The 22,411-nt window shown below is 37.9% G+C and carries 20 protein-coding genes, 1 tRNA gene and 1 other annotated feature; of the genes, 9 read left to right on the forward strand and 12 right to left on the reverse strand.

Annotation, left to right across the window (positions count from 1 at the left end; all coding sequences use genetic code 11):
* Positions 1-146: 146 nt before the first annotated feature.
* The 3 genes from RV13_RS04215 to RV13_RS04225 form a co-directional block, all read right to left on the reverse strand.
* A complete protein-coding gene (locus RV13_RS04215; protein WP_010744741.1) occupies positions 147-365 on the reverse strand; it encodes a hypothetical protein in 219 nt (72 codons plus the stop codon).
* An 87-nt stretch (positions 366-452) separates the two neighbouring features.
* On the reverse strand, positions 453-773 hold the full coding sequence (locus RV13_RS04220) for an AzlD domain-containing protein (protein ID WP_010744742.1): 321 nt from the start codon (positions 771-773) through the stop codon (positions 453-455).
* Complete coding sequence (locus RV13_RS04225; RefSeq protein WP_010744743.1) at positions 766-1,476, reverse strand: AzlC family ABC transporter permease; 711 nt, start codon at positions 1,474-1,476, stop codon at positions 766-768. Before RV13_RS04225 ends, RV13_RS04220 begins: the two co-directional genes overlap by 8 nt.
* Before the next feature lie 282 nt (positions 1,477-1,758).
* Between RV13_RS04225 and RV13_RS04230 the strand changes: the two genes are divergently transcribed.
* Positions 1,759-2,190, forward strand: coding sequence for a universal stress protein (locus tag RV13_RS04230; protein WP_010744744.1), 432 nt, complete (start codon positions 1,759-1,761; stop codon positions 2,188-2,190).
* 65 nt (positions 2,191-2,255) lie between these two features.
* Here RV13_RS04230 and RV13_RS04235 read toward each other — a convergent pair.
* The 3 genes from RV13_RS04235 to RV13_RS04245 form a co-directional block, all read right to left on the reverse strand.
* Positions 2,256-2,328, reverse strand: a tRNA-Gln gene (locus RV13_RS04235).
* A gap of 58 nt (positions 2,329-2,386) precedes the next feature.
* A complete protein-coding gene (locus RV13_RS04240) occupies positions 2,387-2,782 on the reverse strand; it encodes a hypothetical protein (protein WP_010744745.1) in 396 nt (131 codons plus the stop codon).
* Positions 2,783-2,843: 61 nt separating this feature from the next.
* A complete protein-coding gene (locus RV13_RS04245) occupies positions 2,844-3,371 on the reverse strand; it encodes an HdeD family acid-resistance protein (protein ID WP_010744746.1) in 528 nt (175 codons plus the stop codon).
* A 162-nt stretch (positions 3,372-3,533) separates the two neighbouring features.
* Here RV13_RS04245 and RV13_RS04250 point away from each other — a divergent pair, with 162 nt between their 5' ends.
* On the forward strand, positions 3,534-3,737 hold the full coding sequence (locus RV13_RS04250; protein ID WP_010744747.1) for a hypothetical protein: 204 nt from the start codon (positions 3,534-3,536) through the stop codon (positions 3,735-3,737).
* A 12-nt stretch (positions 3,738-3,749) separates the two neighbouring features.
* The gene (locus RV13_RS04255; RefSeq protein WP_010744748.1) at positions 3,750-4,244 is read left to right on the forward strand and encodes a hypothetical protein; all 495 of its coding nucleotides are present in this window, start codon (positions 3,750-3,752) and stop codon (positions 4,242-4,244) included.
* Between the two features lie 79 nt (positions 4,245-4,323).
* Here RV13_RS04255 and RV13_RS04260 read toward each other — a convergent pair whose 3' ends face one another.
* On the reverse strand, positions 4,324-4,920 hold the full coding sequence (locus tag RV13_RS04260; RefSeq protein ID WP_010744749.1) for a nitroreductase family protein: 597 nt from the start codon (positions 4,918-4,920) through the stop codon (positions 4,324-4,326).
* 184 nt (positions 4,921-5,104) lie between these two features.
* Here RV13_RS04260 and lepB point away from each other — a divergent pair, with 184 nt between their 5' ends.
* From lepB to pheT, 6 genes are all read left to right on the forward strand, one after another.
* Positions 5,105-5,647, forward strand: coding sequence for a signal peptidase I (gene lepB, locus RV13_RS04265; RefSeq protein WP_010744750.1), 543 nt, complete (start codon positions 5,105-5,107; stop codon positions 5,645-5,647).
* A gap of 116 nt (positions 5,648-5,763) precedes the next feature.
* Positions 5,764-9,246, forward strand: coding sequence for a PD-(D/E)XK nuclease family protein (locus RV13_RS04270; protein WP_028020586.1), 3,483 nt, complete (start codon positions 5,764-5,766; stop codon positions 9,244-9,246).
* On the forward strand, positions 9,236-12,919 hold the full coding sequence (gene addA / locus RV13_RS04275; protein WP_010744752.1) for a helicase-exonuclease AddAB subunit AddA: 3,684 nt from the start codon (positions 9,236-9,238) through the stop codon (positions 12,917-12,919). The genes RV13_RS04270 and addA overlap by 11 nt, the downstream gene beginning before the upstream one ends.
* A 66-nt stretch (positions 12,920-12,985) precedes the next feature.
* A complete protein-coding gene (locus RV13_RS04280) occupies positions 12,986-13,330 on the forward strand; it encodes a winged helix-turn-helix transcriptional regulator (RefSeq protein WP_010744753.1) in 345 nt (114 codons plus the stop codon).
* 47 nt (positions 13,331-13,377) lie between these two features.
* Positions 13,378-13,582, forward strand: a binding site (T-box leader).
* Between the two features lie 160 nt (positions 13,583-13,742).
* Positions 13,743-14,786, forward strand: a complete 1,044-nt coding sequence (gene pheS, locus RV13_RS04285; protein ID WP_010744754.1) for a phenylalanine--tRNA ligase subunit alpha — start codon at positions 13,743-13,745, stop codon at positions 14,784-14,786.
* Between the two features lie 6 nt (positions 14,787-14,792).
* A complete protein-coding gene (gene pheT / locus RV13_RS04290) occupies positions 14,793-17,210 on the forward strand; it encodes a phenylalanine--tRNA ligase subunit beta (RefSeq protein WP_010744755.1) in 2,418 nt (805 codons plus the stop codon).
* Positions 17,211-17,353: 143 nt separating this feature from the next.
* On the opposite strand, the gene RV13_RS04295 is transcribed toward pheT, so the two are convergent.
* The 5 genes from RV13_RS04295 to RV13_RS04315 all read right to left on the reverse strand — a co-directional run bounded on the left by RV13_RS04295 (position 17,354) and on the right by RV13_RS04315 (position 22,307).
* The gene (locus RV13_RS04295; RefSeq protein WP_010744756.1) at positions 17,354-17,707 is read right to left on the reverse strand and encodes a DUF1667 domain-containing protein; all 354 of its coding nucleotides are present in this window, start codon (positions 17,705-17,707) and stop codon (positions 17,354-17,356) included.
* Entirely contained in the window at positions 17,704-18,966 is a 1,263-nt protein-coding gene (locus tag RV13_RS04300; RefSeq protein ID WP_010744757.1) for an NAD(P)/FAD-dependent oxidoreductase, read from the reverse strand. Before RV13_RS04300 ends, RV13_RS04295 begins: the two co-directional genes overlap by 4 nt.
* A gap of 1 nt (position 18,967) precedes the next feature.
* On the reverse strand, positions 18,968-20,416 hold the full coding sequence (locus RV13_RS04305) for an NAD(P)/FAD-dependent oxidoreductase (protein WP_010744758.1): 1,449 nt from the start codon (positions 20,414-20,416) through the stop codon (positions 18,968-18,970).
* A gap of 176 nt (positions 20,417-20,592) precedes the next feature.
* The gene (locus tag RV13_RS04310; protein WP_010744759.1) at positions 20,593-21,162 is read right to left on the reverse strand and encodes a glycerol-3-phosphate responsive antiterminator; all 570 of its coding nucleotides are present in this window, start codon (positions 21,160-21,162) and stop codon (positions 20,593-20,595) included.
* A 170-nt stretch (positions 21,163-21,332) separates the two neighbouring features.
* Positions 21,333-22,307: a polyprenyl synthetase family protein gene (locus RV13_RS04315; protein ID WP_060789285.1), complete on the reverse strand. Its 975-nt coding sequence runs from the start codon at positions 22,305-22,307 to the stop codon at positions 21,333-21,335.
* Positions 22,308-22,411 lie beyond the last annotated feature (104 nt).

Here is a 22,411-nt window from a genome sequence, read left to right on the forward strand (position 1 = left end):
TCTATCAGTCCTAGAAATTATAGAGCCACAATAATATGAAAAAGCTCTCGATGAAATTAAGATTCATCGAGAGCTTTTTTAAAGGTTAAAAAGTATAAACTTTACCCAAAGATTACCCAAGAGTTGACTAAGTATTAAAAGCCTTTTTAGCTGGCATCAGTAATTTCTGAAATAACAAAAAAACTATGAAGCTGCTCTGTTGGGTAGTCATACTTTTTCCCTATTTCAGATAGAATCTTTTGATCTGATTCCAAAATAGGTTCGTTCCCATCATACAAAGTGTCCGTTGGAAGATGGATTTCGAAAGGCTTTTTCTCCTCTAAAACTAAGGGCTTTTCAAAGAAATATCCAGCGATCTTTTTCATGAGAATTACTCCTTTTTCTATTATTTTGTTATATATTACATCAGCGATGTAAGTAAAACCAGAAATAAGCTCTATAACAGACGTCATTTAAAGCAATCGTAAAAGAGCGATGCCAAGAACACCTGTCAAGACAATTTTCATTAGATCATTCGTGCGAATGCCGACAATGAGTGCTGGTATACAAGCAAAAACTTCAGGAAAGCGCAATGTCGGAAATTGACCTGATTGAAAATTAAGTAAACTTTGCATAAGTAGCGCCGTTAAAATGGTCATCGGCAAATAACTTAAAAATTTTTCGAAAGTGGGCGGCAGTGTTATTGCTTTTGTCAAAACAAATGGCAATACGCGAGGAACCCAAGTGACGACTGCACAACCTAAGAGAGTCAATAAATAGTAAGAATTACTCATCCTTACTCATCACCCCCGTCAAACAGCCTAACAATGTTGCAATAATAACTGATAATTCAGCTGATGCAATCCGCATTAACAGATATAAGGTAATGATTGTCACAGCTAAAATTCGTACGGTCTTTGCCCGTTGCTTTTTTAATGGTAGTTGTACTTGAAAAAGGAACAACCCAAGAAACATCGAGGTGAGTGCAAAATCAAACCCAAAGATAGTTGGGTCAGGAATGAAATTCCCTAGTAAAGCCCCTATAACAGTTGATAGTATCCAGACCAGATAGGCTGTAATATTCAAGCCATGCATCCAGTTACTCGATACTTTTTTCTCTTGTGCAAGAGTTGTCATTAGCACCCCGTAAGATTCATCGGTCAGTAATGTTCCGATAGCCATCCCATTTAATAAAGAATCGTCTTTGAAATAATGAGCGACAGAGAGACTCATGAGAAGATGACGTAAATTGACAAGGAAAACAGTGAATACGATTGAAAGAATTGGGGCGCTTAACAATAATAAGCCGCATAAAATAAACTGCGCACTGCCAGCATAAACTAGCGTGGACATCAAAAATATTTGCCAAACTGCAAGATGCGCTGATTTTCCAACAATTCCCATTGCAATTCCAATTCCTAAATAACCCATAATCGTGGGTAGACAGGCTCTAACACCATCAGTAAAGCTGGAGGTTTGTGTCAGGCGATTATCCATATACTCACCCTCTCATTTTTTTCTAATTATATTAGACCATAACTAATAAAAAAACAAGAGGTTAGATGACTAAAAAAAGAGCAACAATTCCAGTCGTTGAAACTAGTGACTGGCGGGGAAGTTGTTGCTCAATTTATTTTATCATAAAAATATTACAGGAAATACTAAAAAAATAATTTTTATTAGGGAAATAACTCGTAATTAGCAAAAAGAATGATCATGCTCTTTAATTTTCTAGAAGGAGCGACTTGAGGTATAATGAAGGTATGGGAGGCGATTTCAATGAAAGAAAGTTATAAGAAAATACTTGTGGCAGTTGACGGTTCAGAATCATCAACGGACGCATTTAAGGAAGCATTAAGTGTCGCAGAACGAAATAACGCAAAATTATTTATTCTTACAATAGTCGATTATAAGTTCTCGATTGGCGATCCAGCATTTATCAATGATTCCCTTAAGTTTCATCTAAATAATGCAGAGATCGAGCTTGAACAATTGATTGCCAATTCAAACATCAGTCAATTTGATTATGAGACAAAGATTGACTCGGGAAATCCCAAACGAAAAATCATTGATTATGCGCTAGAAAATCAAGTGGATCTTATTATGCTGGGGGCAACAGGTAGGGGGGCTGTTGAACAGGCCTTAGTCGGCTCGACAACAGCGTATGTAGTCAATCATGCGAATTGCAACGTAATGGTAGTGAAATCTTAAAAAATTTCCAGATAAAAAAACGTTTTTGCTTTAAAAAAGCAAAAACGTTTTTTTAAATGAGTTTATTGGGATAGTAGGGCTCGAACCTACACTCTCCTGATTCAGAGTCAGGCGCCTTACCAGTTTGGCCATATCCCAGTAAGAACAGAAAATATTGTAACGCTAGTTTCTCTATTCTTCAAATAAAATGTCTCGACTACTTATTTCCAGCTTGCTTTAAAGCATTCAAAACAAGATTCCCATCAGCGAAACCTAAATTGATAGAAAGGATTTCAGCATCAAAAACTAAGGACAGTCGGATGCCGTTTAGTTTCTTCTTACCGCTAATCTCTCTACATTGATAAAGATTGTATTTATAGGATTTTTGTTTGCTTAAAGCATATAATGTGTTGCCGGAGATGCCATAAGCAGTTAAGCCTTCTTGATTTTTAAGACTCTCATACTTGTGAAAGCCAATGAAAGAAAAGGAAAAGTTTATTTTAGGAAAGGCTTGTAAGAAATTGTTATACAAACGAATTCCCTTTTCTTCATTGGTGTTGTAGTTAATACCGTATTTTTTAGTGAATTGATAAAGTTCAGTAGCAGTATTCATAGTGACCTCGTTCTCTTTTGATATATTCAGTATAAATGTTTCTTATAATAGAAACAATTTTTTATTGATTAAAGCGGCGAGTATTAATAAATTCTGAAACAGCCATCGTAATTAACAAGAAACCAAAAATTTGGAAGAGAATCATTAAACTACTAAAAGGATTGAACAGAAGAAAAATACCAGCAAGAATCATCAAGGCACTATAGACAACCTGACCAGTAACTGGAAAACCATTTCTTTTTGCCGTCCAGCTTTGCATAAACTGACCAATAGCAAAAATTAAGATAATGAATCCCAAAAACATCGGTAAAATGCTTATGATCCCTTTTGAGAACCAAAGAACGACAAAAGCAACTATAACTCGTAGGATTCCGCTAGTTGTCTCAAAGCCGACATTACCAGTATATTTTTTTGCTTGTAGGCCACGGATGATTTGTAAAATCCCCATAATCAATAAATAGAAGAAAATAATGTAAACAATTCCTTTAAAAACGCTCCGTGGTGAAAAGAGAATAGCGATTCCAAGAATCAAATAGCAAGCACTTCTTAAATAACCGTATTTCTTAATCGAATCGATAAAATTTGACATAAAAGATCCCCCCTCTGTAGCTAATTTTACCTGATTTACTTTCTTTTTGCTAACGAAGTGAAATTTTCGATTGTAAACCATTCCAGACTTAGGTATAATTGCGAATAACATTGATCCAAAAGCTAGACGAACAAATGAATGTCGATACTGGAGGGCTTACTTATGAATGAAGAAGAAATTGAACTTGGAAGAACTTATCGTTGCCATCCGATTGGTTTCGAAGAATGCGTGGAAGGCGAAGTTATTTCCAAGATGACAAATTGTGCTGTTGTACGTATAAATCAATGCGAAGAGGTTGATCAAGAGCAGCGAGATGACAAATCTAACATGGTCGTGGTAAAATATTCTAATTTCATTCCAAGTTAGAAGGCGGTTCTTTTGAATATATTTACATTGTTATTAGGCGTTTTTACGATCGTTTTGTATGTGTTCTTATTGTTGGCACGTAGAGACATTATTGTTCCAGTTTTTAAGCAGCGCAGGCAATATCCTTTTTATCTTTTTTTAACAGTATTGATTTTATGGATTGGCTTTACAAGTTGGCAAGATTTAAATGGTCGAGTGCAGACAGTCTTGGCCGCCTTGGTCATGTTAAGTTTTTTATTAGATAAAAAGGGGTTTACAGAAGACAGTTTAATCCTTTTTAGTCTAGATAATCGAGGCATTCCATTAAATGAGATCGAACGAGTCGTATTATTCCAAGAAGAAAATGGTTTGATTAAGTTGAATTATTTTCGCAAAGAGCGTCGTGGACCGATATTGACCTTTGACTATTCATTGACTGAATTTGTCGTTTTTCTTTCCACACACCTTAATGAAGGCAGCACATTAGAAATCTTGACAAAAGACGATCAAGACAAGAATGGAAAATAAGATGGCGGAGACGCCATCTTTTTTATGTAAAAAAGGAGCGATGCAGATTTATTCAGCATCGCTCCTTTTAAAATTTCGATTAATGGAATACGCGGAAGCGTTCTTCATCTGCCAAGTATTCTTTTTCATTGGCTTCGCCATCTTTAGACCCAAAGACTAATTGAGAACGTAATTGCCAGTTTGATGGAATATTCCATTCTTTTGCAACAGCATCATCAATTACTGGATTATAGTGTTGTAAGTTTGCTCCAAGACCAGCTGCATTAAGCGCAGTCCAAGTATTTGCAGTTGCGATACCGTTTGATTGTTCTGCCCAGTCTGGGAAGTTATCTGCATATAAAGCAAATTGTTCTTGCAAGTTTTTCACTGTATCTGTTTCTTTGAAGAACATTACTGTTCCAAAAGCATTACGGAAGCTAGCAATTTTCGCTTGTGTGTTAGGAAATGCTTCTGCTGGTGTTAATGGTTTTAACGCTTCTTCAACGATATTCCATAATTTTTCATGAGCATCACCAAAAAGAATGACTGCACGAGGTGATTGTGCATTAAAAGCGGTAGGACTGTTTTTAACAGAGTCCTTAACTAATTCTGTGATTTCTTCTTCTGTTAGTTGAACGTCACGTCCTAAAGAGTAAAATGAACGACGATCTTTTAATGAGTCTAAAAATTGAGACATAATAATTCCACCTTTTCTTGTTTTGTTCTTGTTGACAAGGAATACTTTAACATCTTACAAAAAGTAAGGAAAGGATTATGCTCACAGAAGAGTAATTTTTTTTTAAGGGGAAGGGAATACTTTTCAATAAGTGCTTAAGAATATGATAAACTAAATTAACGAAGAGTATAATGGAGGCTCATAAATGAATATAAAGGAAGTAGGAAAATCAATTATTTGGTTTTTAATTTTAGCAGTTATCTTAGTTGGTTTGCGTCATTTTGTTTTTACCCCCGTCGTAGTTAAAGGAGATTCAATGGATCCTACATTGATAGACGGAGAAAGAGTCATTGCCTTAAAAAATACTGATATTAAACGTTTTGACATTGTGACTTTTCCGGCACCTGATGATGAAGGAAAGAATTACATCAAACGTGTTATCGGTTTGCCAGGGGATATCATAGAATATAAAAATGATGAGCTTTATATCAACAACAAAAAATATGATGAGCCATATTTAGATGAGTTCAAAGGAAAATTAACTGATGGACAGCCACTAACGTATGATTTCAATTTGAAAGAATTAACAGGATCAGAGAAGGTTCCTGATGGCGAATTATTTGTTTTAGGAGACAATCGTCGGATTTCGAAGGATAGTCGAATTATTGGAATGATTAAAGAAAAAGACATCATGGCTGATGTTAAATTTGTTTTTTGGCCACTTAACCGATTCGGTACTGTAGACTAGCAATGGCTAGTCTTTTTTTACTTTGGAATACTTCATCTGTATCTTTCGTCATGCGACTTTTTGCTTGAACTGTTATAATATACGAGTAATCTATTCAAAAGAAATGAGGGGAAACGATGCCATTACAATTTTTGTTAGGTGCTGGACAGAACGACGCGACAGAACGAATGATTCAGACGGCGCAAGCTTGGCTAGAACAGAATTCAGAAAATCGAGTGTTCTTTTTAGTCCCCAATTACAATAAATTTGAGCAAGAAATTCGTCTTTTATCTGCGATGAAGCAAGACAACAAAGCGGTTGAATTCAGTACGATTCGTACGCAGGTATTCAGCTTTCAACGACTAGCATGGTATTTTTTGCAGAAGAACGGTCAGATTCCTGGGAATATTTTATCAGAAGCTGGAAATGCTATGATTCTAAGAAAAATTCTTCATGAACAGCGAGAGGAGTTAACAATTTTTCGTGGCGAAGTCAACAAAGCAGGCTTCATTCAACAGCTCGTTCGTTTTTATCAGGAGATGCAGATTGGAAATGTAACTGTAGAAGATTTAGTTGAAAATGGAAACGATCAGGATCAGGTATTAAAACTACAGGACTTAAAAAAAGTTTTCTCCGCATATGAAGAGGCGCTGTTCAAGTACAAAGTAGCAAATGATGACCCACTGCAATTATTGCAGCAGTATCTGAGTACTAAAAAAATGTCAAATAATCTTTTTATTGTTAGTGGGTTCACACGTTTTAATGCACGCGAACTGGGTGTTTTGAATGAGTTAATGGTGTGTGGGGAACTATTGGTTTCCTTAGAATTAGATCGGCCTTATCCAAGTGAAGAACCCAATCCCTTGAACTTATTTGCTGAACCAGGCAAGACATATTTTCAATTAAAAAAGAGTGCTGATGCGTATAAAATTCCTGTGCGTCCCGATCAGTTCGCACAAATGAACCAAACCGTTTTCAATCAGGTGGGTGAATTTTGGGCCAATCAAAAGAGAAGGAACTTAGAACAAAATGATCAAGTTCAGATAAAAATATTTAGTACCCTAGCTGATGAGATTCGTAAAACAGGTGAAGAAATTCGTCGATTAGTTAGAGATGAAGGGTATCGTTATAGAGATATTCAAATTTTATTGCGCAACTCACAAGCTTATAATAGTATTTTACCGGATCTCTTCAATAAATTAGATATTCCGTTCTATTTAGATGAGACACAGGAGATGGCCGCTCATCCTCTCATAGAATTCTTACAAGCATTATTTTTGACTGATAGTTATCATTATCGGATCAACGATGTATTTCGCATGTTGCGTACGGAGCTATTTGCCCCATTTGATTGGACGGCGGATACTTGGTTCAATCTGCAACAAGAATACAGAGAAAAGATTGATCAAACAGAAAATGTTTGTTTGGCTTATAACTTTCGCGGGAGCGCTTGGACAAAGGAAGCTGATTGGGAATTTGTTGATTATGATTTTGAAGCAGATGTTTTTAATGACGCGAAGGAATTAGAAGCAACAACCAATGAGGTACGACGTTCTGTACAGCAGGTGATTCCAGTTTTCTTCAAAAAAATAAAAAATTCGAAAAATGGGTTAGAAGCGGCGACGTTTTTCTATCATTTTTTAGAAGCCAGTGGTGTGAAACGTCAGCTACTCTTTTGGCGTGATCAAGAGGTTGCCAAAGGAAGCTTAGATAAAGCGCGAAATCACGAGCAGACGTGGCAGGCATTGCTAGATTTATTGGATGAGTATGTACTTATTTATGGGGAAGATTCCTTTGATTGGGAAACGTTCCAAGAAATATTTTTGGCTGGTTTGATGAATGTGACTTATGGAAAAATCCCTACGGCCATAGATCAGGTGCGAGTCAATGATTTAGAATTGGCTCGAATTGACCAAACGAAAGTTACTTTTGCAATCGGATTGAACAGCAATGATTTTCCGGCTCGTTTTGATGACAAGGGATTACTAACAGCAGAGGAGCGTTCTGCTTTCAATCAAAATCTGCCGGAAGGAAAGTTTTTACCAGAAAGCAATGGGTCAAAAGTTAATCGCGAACCTTTTTTAGCATATTCAGTATTCCTTTCTGCTAGTGAAAAGCTGTATCTGAGTATGGCTACAACAGTTGAAGGTGAAAAGAAACTGGAAATATCTCCTTTTTTAAGACAGCTTAGTCAAGGATTGAAATTACCGATTCAAGAAAATGAGCCGTTAAGACTTATGAGTGATCCGGAGAATCATCTAGGAACAATGCGGACATTGCTATCTGATTTGATTGCCTTAAACCGGTTTGCTCAAGATGAGAATCGTGCCTTTTTGCCAGCTTGGCGAGAATTGCAAAAATTTATTCAAAACAGTTCATTGTCTTCAATGGCGCAGCGAGTCTTTAAAAGTTTACAGGATCTAAACGTTCCTCGTGAATTATTACCGGAGACAGCAGAGCGTTTGTATGGGAAAAATCTATATGTTTCTGTTTCCAGAATTGAAAACTTCTATAACTGTCAGTATAAGTATTTTGCTAATTTTGGCCTTGGATTAAAAGAACGTACTGTGTATGGATTGACGCCTGCTGCGGCTGGGGATTTTTATCATGAAGCGTTGGATTATTTTTTCCGGTTGATAAAGGAACAAGGTCTGCGTCTTTCTGAGTTAAATGAAGAAGAGCGGACAAATTTAGCAGATCAGGTTTTAAAGGAAATTTTCGGCGAACTAAAATTTGCAATATTATCTAGTTCGGCGCGAATGAATTATATTCGCTATCAATTATCCCGAACGATCCAAAAAGTCAGTTGGGGATTGGTCAACCAAGGAGCTCGAACAAAATTTGAACCGCAGCAAACGGAGGTTATCTTTGGCTCAATTGGCGGACAAAAGGGAATCCCTGGAATTAATTTGCCCTTGTCGAATGGCGGAGAAGTGGCTATCCGAGGGAAAATCGATCGTTTGGATCAACTACAAAGTGCTGAAAACGATTGGTTAAGCGTGATTGATTATAAGTCTAGTCCACATAGTTTTAACGTGGCAGATGCTTATTACGGAATTGCACTTCAGTTAATTACTTATCTAGATGTCGCAGTCACAGATTTCAGTCAATCGAGCGGCAAAGCTATCAAGCCCGCTGGAGCATACTATCTGCATGTTCATAATCCTGTTCTAAAAGAACCTAAGAATATAGAAAGGGATATGCTAAAGGCTTATCAATATGATGGCTTATTTGCAAAGGAACCAGAGCTTTATGATCAGTTGGATCAAAGCCTAGAGGAAAAAGAAAACTCTCTGCTGTTTCCTATTAAGAAAGATAAGAATGGGCAAATTGTGGCTGTGCCTCAATCCAGAGATAAATTTTATGACTTGTCTGAAATTGACCTGCTGCGAAAATACAATCGAGAAAAAATTCAAGAAGCAGGAAATCAAATTGTCTCAGGTGAGATCAAGTTGAATCCGACTTATAAAGACAATCAGCGCATTGCTTGCCAATACTGTCCGTTCCGCAGTGTCTGCAAATTTGACGCTATGTTGAAGGAAAATAATTATCATCGATTAGAGAAGCTTTCGAAAGAAGAAGTCTTGAAACGAATGGAGGAAGAACTGCATGACAACTAATTTTCCTATCCCTCCAAAAGCACCAAATGAAATGTATACCGATGCTCAGTGGCAGGCGATTTTTGATCAAGGAACGAATCTTTTAGTCTCTGCATCTGCTGGATCTGGAAAAACGGCGGTGCTTGTTCGACGGGTGATTGAAAAAATCAAGCGACAACAGCTTTCAGTCGATCAGCTTCTTGTTGTGACATTTACCGAAGCCGCTGCTAGTGAAATGAAAGAGCGAATCCAGTCCGCATTACAAGAAGCAATCAATGAAGAGACGGATCAGACATTAAAAAATCATTTCACCCGTCAATTAACATTGTTACCAATGGCGAATATTTCAACCTTACATTCCTTCTGTTCAAAGGTTATTCAGCGCTTTTTCTATTTGATTGATTTAGATCCAAGCTATCGAATGTTAACGGATGATACTGAAACCATTTTGTTGAAAGAAGATGTTTGGGATGAGCTGCGAGAGTCTTTTTATGAAGAAAATCAGGAAATTTTTTATCGATTAACAGAAAATTTCTCAAATGATCGCAGCGATAGCGGACTAGAAGATTTAATCCTTTCAATGTATGATTTTGCTCGCGCGAATCCTGCGCCTTTTCATTGGTTAGAGGGTTTGATTGAAAATTATCGCGTAGAAGATTTGGCAGAGTCAGATTTGTATCGTAAATTGATTCGCCCTCAAGTATTGAATACACTGAGAGAAATCAGCCAGACATATCATTGGATGATTCGTGCGAGTGAAGGAACGGAAGAATTACAAAAAATTACTGATTTGGCTCAGAATGAATTAGGGGTCGTCAAACAGATTGAACAAGCAATAGTTGAAGACCATTTAATTGATGCGTTTAAGATCTTTGAGACGATGAAATTCCCAGCCTATCCTTCACCAAGAAAAAAAGAGGTCAAGGTGCTTTATGGCGATATTATTGTTGAGTGCAAAAATTATCGTGACCAAGCAAAGCAAGGATTGACAAAGCTCAAAGAGATGTATTTTGCTGTCTCACCGGAAGAACAGGTAACACGAATGCAAGAAGCACTGCCACTTGTAGAAGAACTAGTTCGAGTTGAAAAACGATTTATTGAGGAGTACTCAGCCAAAAAAAGAGAAAAGGGCATGCTTGATTTTAATGATTTAGAGCATTTTACCCTGCAGATTTTGCAAACGGAAATAGCTGGACACAAACCGGCTGAAAGTTATTATCAGAATCGATTTGCTGAGGTTTTAGTGGATGAATACCAAGACATCAATCAGCTGCAGGAAACTATTTTACGTCATTTAAGTACTGAAAATCCGGGAAATCTCTTTATGGTTGGAGATGTGAAGCAATCAATTTATGGGTTTCGTTTAGCAGACCCTACCTTGTTCATTCAGAAGTATCATGATTTTGCCGATGAAGAAGGCGGTCGTCGAATTATTCTAGCTGAAAACTTCCGTTCACGCAAAGAAGTGTTGGATTTTACGAATTTGATCTTCACTCAATTAATGGATCAGGCGGTTGGACAAATTGAATACGATAAGCAAGCAGAATTGATCAATGGTTTTACTGGATTTCCCGAGACCGATTCTTTCTCTCCAGAGCTGCTGGTTTATAAAAAAAATGGAGAAGCTCCTGAATGGATTGAAGATAAAGCAATGGGCGAGATTTTCATGACTGCTACTAAGATTCGCTCATTGATAGATCAGAAGTTCGAAATTTATGATAAAAAGCAAAAAGCCATGCGCCCCTTACAGTACGAGGACATCGTATTATTGACGCCTACTAGAAGTAATAATTTAACGATTTTAGAAGTCTTTAAACAATTAGGGATTCCCCTATCTATTAATGATACACAAAATTATTTTCAATCAACTGAATTGCGGGTGATGATTTCCTTATTGCAGATCATCGATAATTCGTATCAAGATATTCCTTTAGCCGCCGTTTTACGATCACCAATCGTTGGCTTGCAGGAAGAAGAGCTGGCACAGGTTCGTCTAGCTTTACCGCAAAAGGACTATTATCAAGCGGTTAAAAGCTATCTGCAAAACAATAAGGATGCGACAGCAGAAAAATTGACGATCTTTTTGGCCCAATTGAATGAGTGGCGTGAGTTTGCTCGAAGAGAAGCGTTAGCAGACTTACTAATTAAAATCTATAACGAGACCGCTTATTTGGACTATGTTTTAGGGATGCCTGCTGGACAACAGCGACATGCCAACCTGTTAGCACTAATCGAACGTGCAAAGGATTATGAACGCAGTAGTTTCCGAGGATTGTATCAATTTATTCGTTTTATTGAAAAAATGCAGGAAAAAGACAAGGACCTGGGAGAACCGCCAACAGAAGAACTGCAGGATGCGGTACGAGTAATGACAATTCATGGCAGTAAAGGTCTAGAATTTCCAGTAGTCTTTTTGATGGATATGAGCAAAAGCTTTAATGTACAGGATACGCGAAGAAACTATGTCTTTGACGAACGTTTAGGATTGGGTGTGAAACTATTGACTCCCGATACAAGAATTAGAAAAGATACACTTTTATTCCAAACGGTGAAGCAGAAAAATTTGAACAAGCTGTTGTCAGAAGAAATGAGAAAACTTTACGTAGCTTTGACTCGTGCAGAGCAAAAGTTATTTCTAGTTGGTTCTTATGATGATGAAGAAGCAGCCTATAAAACTTGGAGCAAAAGTGCTCTAAATGAAAACGTGGTACTTGATGCAGGGCTCCGAGAGGGCCAAAACGATAGCTTCTTTGACTGGGTTGGAATGACTCTATTTAGACACTCAGATATGGAAAACTATCAGAAGGAATATGCGATAACTCAGCCTGCTCTTTTGAAGCAGCATCCGGCAGCTTTTAAGCTAGATTTTATTGATCCACAAACAATAGCAGAAGCTGTACAAAGCTATCTGCCAGAGATTAAAACGTTGGAAATCCCTCAAGGATCTATCAACATCCAATCGTTGAAAGAACGCTTGCTGTTTAAATACCCGTATCCTGAGGCGACTAAAACAACGAGTTATCAATCTGTATCGGAGTTAAAGCGATTATACGATGACCCTGACAATCGAGAGACGTTGGAGCAGACTCCAACACCTGTAGGAACCCACTATCGATTCACTGAAAACGAGCTAGGCGAACCCAAATTTCTAGGGACAAAAAAAGAAGTCTCTGCCACCGAAATAGGGACAGCCACTCACCTAATCATGCAATTGCTGCCGTTACATGAAAAACCACAGCGAGAAATAGTTGAGTCACTAATTTCCGAGTTAGTTTCACGGCAGACCTTGACTAAGGAAATAGCGGAAAAAATATCGATTGACTCTATTATGAATTTTTTTGGGTCTGATATCGGTAAATTTGTGATTCAACATTCTGATCGATTGCATCGAGAAGAACCCTTTGCTATGCTGCTGCCCGCCAATCAATTATTCAACGATTATCAAAATCAAGACGAGATTTTAATTCATGGGATTATTGATGGGTATTTAGAATTTGAAGACAAACTATTCATGTATGATTTAAAAACCGATTATTTTACGGCCGGAAGGGAACAGCAGCTTGTTAACCGCTATCGTGGACAAATAAATTTATATAAGAATGCATTAGAAAAAGCAAAACAAAAACCAGTTGAAGCAGCTTACTTAATCTTTTTGCAAGGTAACAAGGCCGTTGATTTGTTAAAAACTCCTTAGGGATAGGCAAGTTATACTTATAAAAGGTAAGTGATGTGCTATACTCTCTCTATCGAGGTGAGAATTATGGAACAAGTAGAAGTAATGGACTTTTCACTTTGTCCCAAATTTGAGAAAGGTTTCCAAATTTTAGGTAAAAAATGGAATGGTTTAATTATTGATGTATTGTTAGAAGGTGGACCTCAAAGATTCGTTGATATTGCTGCGCTGATTCCAGATGTTAGTGATCGAGTATTAACCGAACGCTTAAAAGAATTAGAAGCAGAAGGCATTGTTGGTCGCGTAATTGCTTGCGGAAGCCAAAAACGGATGGATTATTGTCTAACGAAAAAAGGCGAGGCATTGAAAAACGTAATGAACGAAATACATCAATGGGGCGATACTTGGATTACAGATGAAGAATGTAGTTGATAATTTTTTAGATTTCTTGTAGTATTGTGATAGTCAATTGAATAGTTGAAAAAGCGTTGATGGAAAAGAGTAATCTTTTTAGATCTTACAAGGGAATGTCTGTCGTTGACTGGAAGCAGACTAAGAAAAGAAAAGATGAAGTTCACTTCTGGAGCTTGTCGAAAGACCGGCATAGCCGTTAAAAAGTGAGAGCGTCAATGTGCTATAATCTATTGACGAATTAGGATGGTATCGCGAGACCTCGTTCCTTTGTGGAACGAGGTCTTTTTTGTATTTTTTACTGATACTCATCGAGAGTTTACAACTCTCCGATTGATACAAATTTATTATTTATTAAGTGTATTAAAAAAATTGGTAGACCTTCATTTTGAAGCTTCTATCTTTTTTAAGCAATAGGGAAAGGAAGAAAACAATGAGTTTACAAGAGCAGTTAGAAGCATTAAAAAGTCAGACGTTAGCCAAAATTGACGCAGCTGATGAACTTTCTACAGTTGAAGCTATTCGTGTAGAAACCCTTGGGAAAAAAGGACCAATTACTGAAGTGTTAAGAGGGATGAGGGATCTTTCAGCAGAAGAGCGACCAAAAGTAGGAGCATTTGCGAACGAAATTCGCGATCTTTTGGCGCAAGCCGTGGAGGAACGTAAGGCGGCCTTAACAGAACTAGCACTAGAAAAGAAATTAGCCGCTGAATCTTTAGACGTAACATTACCTGGAAAACAACCGGCTCATGGAACACGCCATGTTTTGACGCAAATCATGGAAGAAATAGAAGATACATTTGTCGGTATGGGCTATCAAATTGTCGAAGGGACAGAAATCGAATCCGATCATTACAATTTTGAACGAATGAATCTACCTAAGGATCATCCTGCACGAGACATGCAAGATACTTTTTATATTTCTGATGATGTACTTCTGCGTACGCATACCTCACCGGTTCAAGCACGTACAATGGAAAAACATGATTTTTCTAAGGGTGCACTTCGGATGATTTCACCTGGGAAGGTATTTCGTCGTGATACGGATGATGCGACACATAGTCATCAATTCCATCAAATCGAAGGTTTGGTCGTTGATAAAGGAATTACGATGGGAGATTTAAAGGGAACATTAGAAGTATTATTGAAGGAATTATTTGGGGCAGATCGTAGTATTCGTTTGCGTCCAAGCTATTTTCCATTCACTGAACCATCAGTCGAAGTAGATGTAAGCTGCTTTAAGTGTGGTGGTAAAGGGTGTAACGTCTGCAAGTATACTGGCTGGATCGAAATTCTGGGCGCTGGAATGGTTCATCCTAATGTATTGGAAATGTCAGGGATCGACTCCAAAGAGTATTCAGGTTTTGCTTTTGGATTGGGTCCAGACAGAATTGCGATGTTGCGCTATGGAGTAAATGATATTCGAAATTTCTATTTAAACGATGTTCGTTTCTTGGAACAGTTCAAGGGGGAGTAAGTAGCAATGTTAGTTTCATATAAATGGTTAAATGAATACGTCGATGTGAAAGATGTCGCACCAAAAGAATTAGCGGATCGTCTTTCCTTAACTGGAATTGAAGTTGAAGGGCTAGAATCACCAGAAGATGGGTTGAAAAAAATCGTAGTGGGGGATGTAAAAGAATGTATTCCACATCCTGATTCCGATCATTTGTCAATTTGCCAGGTTGATGTCGGGGCTGAGGAGCTGTCTCAAATCGTCTGTGGGGCACCCAATATTAAAGCGGGAATCAAAGTTATTGTTGCAATGCCTGGTTCGCGGATTGCTGGAAATGTGAAAATCAAAAAAGGGAAAATGCGTGGGCAAGTATCTAATGGCATGATTTGTTCATTGCAAGAGCTTGGCTATAGCGACTCAGTCATTCCTAAAGAATATGCTGAAGGCATTTATTACTTGCCACAAAACGCGATTGCAGGAGAACCTGTTTTTCCATATTTAGAAATGGATGATACGATTATTGATTTATCTATTACACCAAATCGCGCGGATGCGCTAAGTATTCGTGGTGTGGCACATGAAGTGGCTGCAATCTATAATAAGGAAGTAAATTTCCCGGCTGTAGAATTACGAGAAGCAGAAGAAAAGGCTAGTGACAAAATAAAGGTGTCTGTCACCGACAAGAAAGATGCTCCTCACTACGAAATTCGTATTATTGAAGATGTTAAAATTGGACCGAGTCCACAATGGCTGCAAAATCGATTGATGAATGAAGGGATTCGTCCAATCAGTAATGTCGTAGATGTAACAAACTATATTTTATTATTGTTTGGTCAACCTTTACATGCCTTCGATTATGATAAATTAGGCAGCAACGAGATTATGGTTCGTCGGGCAAAAGAAAATGAACCCTTCACTACACTTGATAGCGTTGAACGGACATTGAATCCAGAAAATATTGTTATTACGAATGGTGAGATCCCAGTTGCTCTCGCTGGTGTAATGGGGGGGCTGGATTCAGAAATTTCTGATGAAACAACAACAGTCGCGTTGGAAATGGCGATGTTTGATCATACATTGGTTCGTCGCACTTCACAAAGTTATAATTTACGAAGCGAATCATCCATGCGTTTTGAAAAAGGAATCAATCAAGGGGATATCAGTTTAGCAGGTGAAGTAGCTGCCGCGATGATTGCTGAATTAGCGGATGGAAAAGTTTTGGCAGGGACAGTAAAAGGAAGCGAAGTACATCCTCAAAATGTCGAAGTTAGTACAACACTTGAAAATGTCAATCGTTTCTTAGGGACGGATCTGACTCAAGAACAAATAAATGATATTTTTAAAGCACTTGGTTTTTCTTCCCAAGAAACGAATGGTGTAACGACTGTCAGTGTGCCGCCTCGCCGTTGGGATATTACGATCGAAGCAGATTTAATGGAAGAAATCGCACGAATTTATGGTTACAATAATTTACCTTCGACATTGCCAGAAGGTCAAACAGTCGCAGGCTTTTTAACTGAATCACAAAAAGCCGTAAGAAAAGTTCGAAACCTTTTAGAAGGTGCTGGATTATCCGAAGCCATTAGCTATGCCTTAACAACGGAAGCAAAAGCGCAACAATTTCTGTTAAATGAAAGTAAAGTGACTCGTGTTGCTTGGCCAATGAGTGAGGAGCGCTCAACCATGAGATTAAATCTAATCAGTGGTTTACTAGAGGACTTATCTTATAACACGGCTCGTAAGAATAATGATGTTGCCTTTTATGAAATTGGTCATGTTTTTTATCAAAATCACGATCCTAAAAAGGATTTACCAATTGAACAAAATCATGTAGCCATCGCAGTAACGGGAAATGTAGTAGATAAATCCTGGGCCGCAAAACCCGAAGCCTGTGATTACTACACAGTCAAAGGAATGGTCGAATCATTGATTGAGGGATTAGGCTTAACTAATGTGATTTCATACAAAGCTATTCAAATGAATGAAATGCATCCAGGACAGACAGCTGGAATCTATTTGAAGGAAGAGTTGATTGGATTTGTTGGTCAAGTTCATCCAAAAATTGCTGCTAACTATGAACTGAAATCAGCCTATGTCGCCGAAATGAACTTAGAAGCGTTGATTGGACTAGAAAAATCACCATTGGTCTATGAAGCTGTATCAAAATATCCAGCAGTCAGTCGTGATATCGCGATGTTGGTCAGTGAATCTAGTTCTAACTCAGATATCAGCGAAGTAATTACAGCCGCAGCGGGCAAGTTCTTGACGAAATTGAACGTTTTCGACGTATATCAAAGTGCGAATATTGAACCTGGTAAAAAATCCATGGCTTATAATTTGACTTTCGTAAATCCTGAATCAACATTGACAGATGAAGAAATCAATCGCATTATGGCGAAGGTCACTAAGAATTTAGAAGATAAGCTTCAAGCGGTTATTCGTTAAAAAGAATGAATAGCGTTAAAAATGAATAAGATAAAAAGAGGGGCTGTGTAAAGTACGCTAATGACAATACACGGTCCCTTTTTTTATTTTACCTATCAGAAATTAAGTTTAATTCCATTGAAGGAATAACTATCGCTTAGTGACTAACTCGCCTGAATATTACTTGTTGCAACCACATCAATACCAGTGTTTAAAAGATTTTTGATTGCAATATCACCGATTTTTACAGGTGCCTTTAATTCCACATTATTTATTTCTTTCATCGCATCCAATACTGCTTTTTTAGGAATTCCATCTGCTGTTTTTACTGAGCAAAGGGGACTATTTCCGCCATTTACAGTTACAGTAGAGGTGACCACACGCACGGGATTTGTGGCTTCAGCCTTTCCATACTTGACTCCTTTATTGCAACTATGACCTGTCACTTTGTAATCGTTGGACTCATCAACTGTTAAATGACAGCCTTTTGGACACATAATGCAAATGAATTGTTTCATCCTTTTGACACCTCCTCAACGCAAACTTCTATTTCGCCGTTGGTAACTTTAGCTAACACTTTTTTTGATAATTTTATTTTTTCCATCTCTCCTGGTACAATATAGCTCTTTTTCTGTTTAGCCAAAACTTCACCTTGAGACTTAATCAGTATTTGACTTTCGTCAAATACTTTATTGACCCGGAAAAATAGCTCCGTTCTGCGATCAATATTTTCATCACGAATCTTCTGCGGAACAACATATGTGACGTGAGTCCCATTTTTTATAGTAAGACATTTTGTCAGGTCTTTTTCTTGCTCTAAAATATAGGAAGCAGCAGAACTTCCTGCTTTTATACTTTCAGCTGTGACGAAGTCAACTAAATCGTGAACATGAACTACATTTCCACAGGCGAAGATGCCGGGAGTCGATGTTTCCATATTTTCATAAACAAAGGGACCGCTCGTTCTGGAATCCAAATGGAGTTTTGCATCGCGACTAAGCTCGTTTTCAGGAATTAGACCAACAGAAAGTAAAATTGTATCGCAATCAACTATTTGTTCTGTACCTGGAACAGGCTGGCGTTGTTCATCAACCTCAGAGACTACTACTTGCTCTACTCGATTTTTTCCGCGAATTTCAGTAATCGTATGTGAAAGGAGAAGAGGGATGTCATAATCGTCTAAGCATTGAACAATATTTCTGGTTAATCCACCGGAATAGGGCATTACTTCAATACATGCTAATACTTCTGCGCCTTCAAGAGTCATTCGACGCGCCATGATAAGGCCGATATCACCAGAACCTAAAATGATTACTTTTTTTCCAACTAGGTATCCTTCCATATTGATATATCGCTGTGCAGTACCTGCGGTAAATACACCAGCGGGCCGACTGCCGGCAATACCTATCGCTCCGCGAGTACGCTCACGACATCCCATAGCTAACACGATCGACTTAGCTCTTAAAATTTGATACCCTTGATCTTTATTCACAATATGAACTTCTTTATCTTCAGTGACTTCTAAAACCATTGTATCTAGCAATACATCAATATCTGTAGCTTGAACTTTATCTATAAAGCGTGCCGCGTATTCAGGCCCCGTCAATTCTTCTTTAAAATAGTGCAAACCGAAGCCGTTATGAATACATTGATTTAAGATACCACCAAGCTTTTGATCACGTTCAATTATTAAAATATCGTTGACGCCATTTTCATAAGCCGCAACAGCAGCAGCTAATCCTGCAGGACCGCCACCAATTACAATCAAGTCATGCATATTAACGACCTCCTTTCGTTGTACCGACTAAAATATTGCTTCCTTCACGATCTTGTAAAATATCTAGTGGTGTTTTGTGTAGCTCTTCAGCCAAGATTTCAACAACTCGGGGACCGCAAAACCCTCCTTGGCACCTTCCCATTCCTGCATTGCATCGTCTTTTTATGCCGTCAAGAGAGACTGGAGGAATAGGGGAATTTGCAGCAGCTCTAATTTCTCCCTCAGTAATGCTTTCACAGCGACAAATTACTCTTCCATAAGAATTGTTACTTGAAATTACTTTATTTTTCTCTTCGAGGCTCAATTCATCAAAGACAATTTTTTCTCGTGAATCAATATAATGCTCCTTTTTTGGAAACCGCTTGTTAGCTGACTGTTCTAAAAGTTCAATACCATACACTGCAATTGCTGGAGCAGAGGTTAGACCAGGTGATTTGATGCCGGCAAGATCAATAAAGCCAGGAGCTGCCGCTTGAAGAATAAAATCTCCAGCACTGTTATTTGCCCGCACCCCAGAAAAATTTCGAATAGATTGACGCAAGTTAAGATCAGGAAGAGATTTTCTTGCTAAATCAGCCACTGTTTTTAAGCCAGAAATCGTATTTCCAGTATCTCTACCGCTATCTAGATCATTTTTCGCAACAGCTTCTGAATTTGGACCGACGACTAAGTTTCCATGAACAGTTGGACTAATCAACACTCCTTTTCCGATACTAGAAGGGCATTGGAAAATAACATGATTAACGGCGGTTCCTTCAGACTTATCTAGCAAATAGTATTCTCCACGTTTTGGTGTAATTTCAAAACTAGGTTCAGCAATCAAGTTGTGTATTTCATCTGAGTGGACACCTGCAGCATTGAATACGTAGCGTGTTTGATAAGAACCGTTGTTGGTGATCACTTTATAGCCGTCCTCTGTTTTCTTTATATCACATACTCGGCTATTTAAAGCAAGCTCTACATCATTTCTTACAGCGGTTTCTGCTAGTGCAATACAAAACTCCCAAGGATTGACGATTGCTGCAGTAGGGGCATAGAGAGCACCAAGGCTCTCATGAGAAAGATTTGGTTCCATCTGGTGCAAAGCCTTTTTATCGACAAGTTCTAAATCCTTTACACCATTTTTTACGCCCCGATCGTAAAGCTCACGGATCAATTCAAGTTCATCAGGAGAAAAAGCAACGACCAACGAACCAATTTGGTTGTAATGAACAGAAAGCTTTTTACATAGTTCCTTTGCACGTTCTGCACCTTCAACATTCAATCTTGCCATGAGACTTCCTGGTTCCGGATCAAAGCCTGCATGCAAAATCGCACTATTGGCTCTTGTGGCTCCTAAACTAACATCATTTTCCGCTTCTAGAACAAGTGTTTTTAGCTTGTACTTGCTTAGTTCGTAGGCAGTTGCAGCACCGACAATACCGCAACCGATTACAATTACATCATACATAGATTTTTCCTCCTATTAATTGAGCTACTTGTTACAAATTCTCATTTGAAAGACGACAAAAAAGAGCACAGTTAATAAACGCCAATGTCTGTTGACGTTTATCGCTATACTCTTTTTATCTCTAGCCACTATTTAATTACCTGTATTATAACACCTTCGGGAATATTCAACAATCGCTAAATCGACCAAATCGAACTTTCTGTCGTTGACACAGCCAAACTTCCTGCGCCTAAAGCGCCCATAATATCCTCTTTATCACGAATTAGTCCGCCAACGATTACTGGTTTTTTTGAGTGAGCAACTATTTCCTTAATAATTTTTGGTGAGACATTCGGGAGTACCTCAACTAAATCTGCTTCTGTGTATTTTAATTGACGATTAACATTTGCCAAAGCAGAAGAATCTAGAAGAAAGAAACGCTGAATAGCTAACATCCCATGTTTTTTTGCGTGACGAATGAAGGCAGGTTTTGTGGAAATAATGCCATCAAAAGAAGTAGATTGTTTAATGTAATCAACCGCTTTCTCATCAGAAGACAGGCCCTTAACCAAATCTGCATGTAAAATGGCTGCTTTTCCGCTGTCCTTTATTTTTTTCGATAGTTCTGACAGCTCCATCAGGTGAGATTGAAGGATGAAAATGACTTCACTTTCAGAATTTATGGCAGCCTCCAATTCCTCTGGATTTTTTGCTGCGGCAATGACAGGAGACAGCTCCAGTTTTTGATAAAGTTCGTGCGTATTCATTCATCACTACTCCTTATGCGTTTTCATTCCTTATTCTACCATGTAAAAAATGGAAGAAAAAGCATTGTTTAGAATGATTGAATGCAAAAGAAAATAAAAAAAGAATCCAAACATACAAACGGAGGACAATGTTCATACGTTTGGAAACTATAAATTAAAGAGCCTTCTAATTAATAAGAACGTTCCAACAATTGTGCGGCAACTTTCTTTAAAATCTCTTTATTGTCACCATCGGGGAGTTCTTGAATTTCATTTAAAGCTTTATTCGTCAATTTTCTTGCAAACTTCAATGCACCAGTTATTCCATCAAAATTATCGACATAAAAGGCTAATTGGATCAATTCTTTTTGCGATAGGTTTTCTGGTTGTTCTAAGTATGGACGGACAACTTTTGGGCAGTTATCTCTTGCAATGAGCAAAGGCAATGTAAAAATCCCTTGTCGTACATCTGTAAGTATCGGTTTTTGCTCATCGCCAAGCTCCAAAGAAAAGTTTAAAATATCATCGTAGACTTGAAAAGCCAATCCTATCGCAGAACCTATTCGTTTTGCACGAGCCTGCAATTTTTTATCTGATCCACCAAAGTAGGCACCTTCTTGACAACTAAGTCGGATTAATTCAGCTGTTTTTCCATTAATATTTCGTAAATAATCGTTAATTGATTGATCCGGATTAAACGTACAAGTCATTTGTGTTAGTTCTCCCTGAAGCACTTTTTTCATCGCTTGAGCGTTTTTCAATAAAAAAGGGGTCTCACTCATACATTCAGCAAGCAACTCAAAATAACTAGTATACATAAAATCTCCGGTGTAAACTGCGACGTCTTTGCCAAAACGAGATTGAACAGAGGGCATCCCTCGACGAGTTGGTGAATCATCTATAATATCATCATGGACGAGTGTTGCAGAATGCAGCAGTTCGAGTGAAGCTGCGACTTTTATTAATTGTTCCTGTTGTTTTTTTTCTCCAAAATCGGCAAAAAGAAAAAAGAGTGCCGGACGAATCATTTTTCCTCCTGTAGAAGAAAATTTAGTAATGGCCTCTTCAATCGATTTATTATTAATAACAAGTCTTTGCGAGATCAATTTCTTAACTTGAATTAGATTTTCCTGTATTTTTGGGTATTCATTCCAGTAGTCCAACATAGGTGCTCCTTCTTACAACGTTTTCATTTCCATTTTATCCTATGAGTACCAGAAAAACTACTAGAATGCTTAATTAGCGTTTCGTGAAAGAAAACACATGAAGG

It is taken from the genome of Enterococcus raffinosus, from assembly GCF_001886185.1.
Lineage (GTDB): Bacteria > Bacillota > Bacilli > Lactobacillales > Enterococcaceae > Enterococcus_A > Enterococcus_A raffinosus.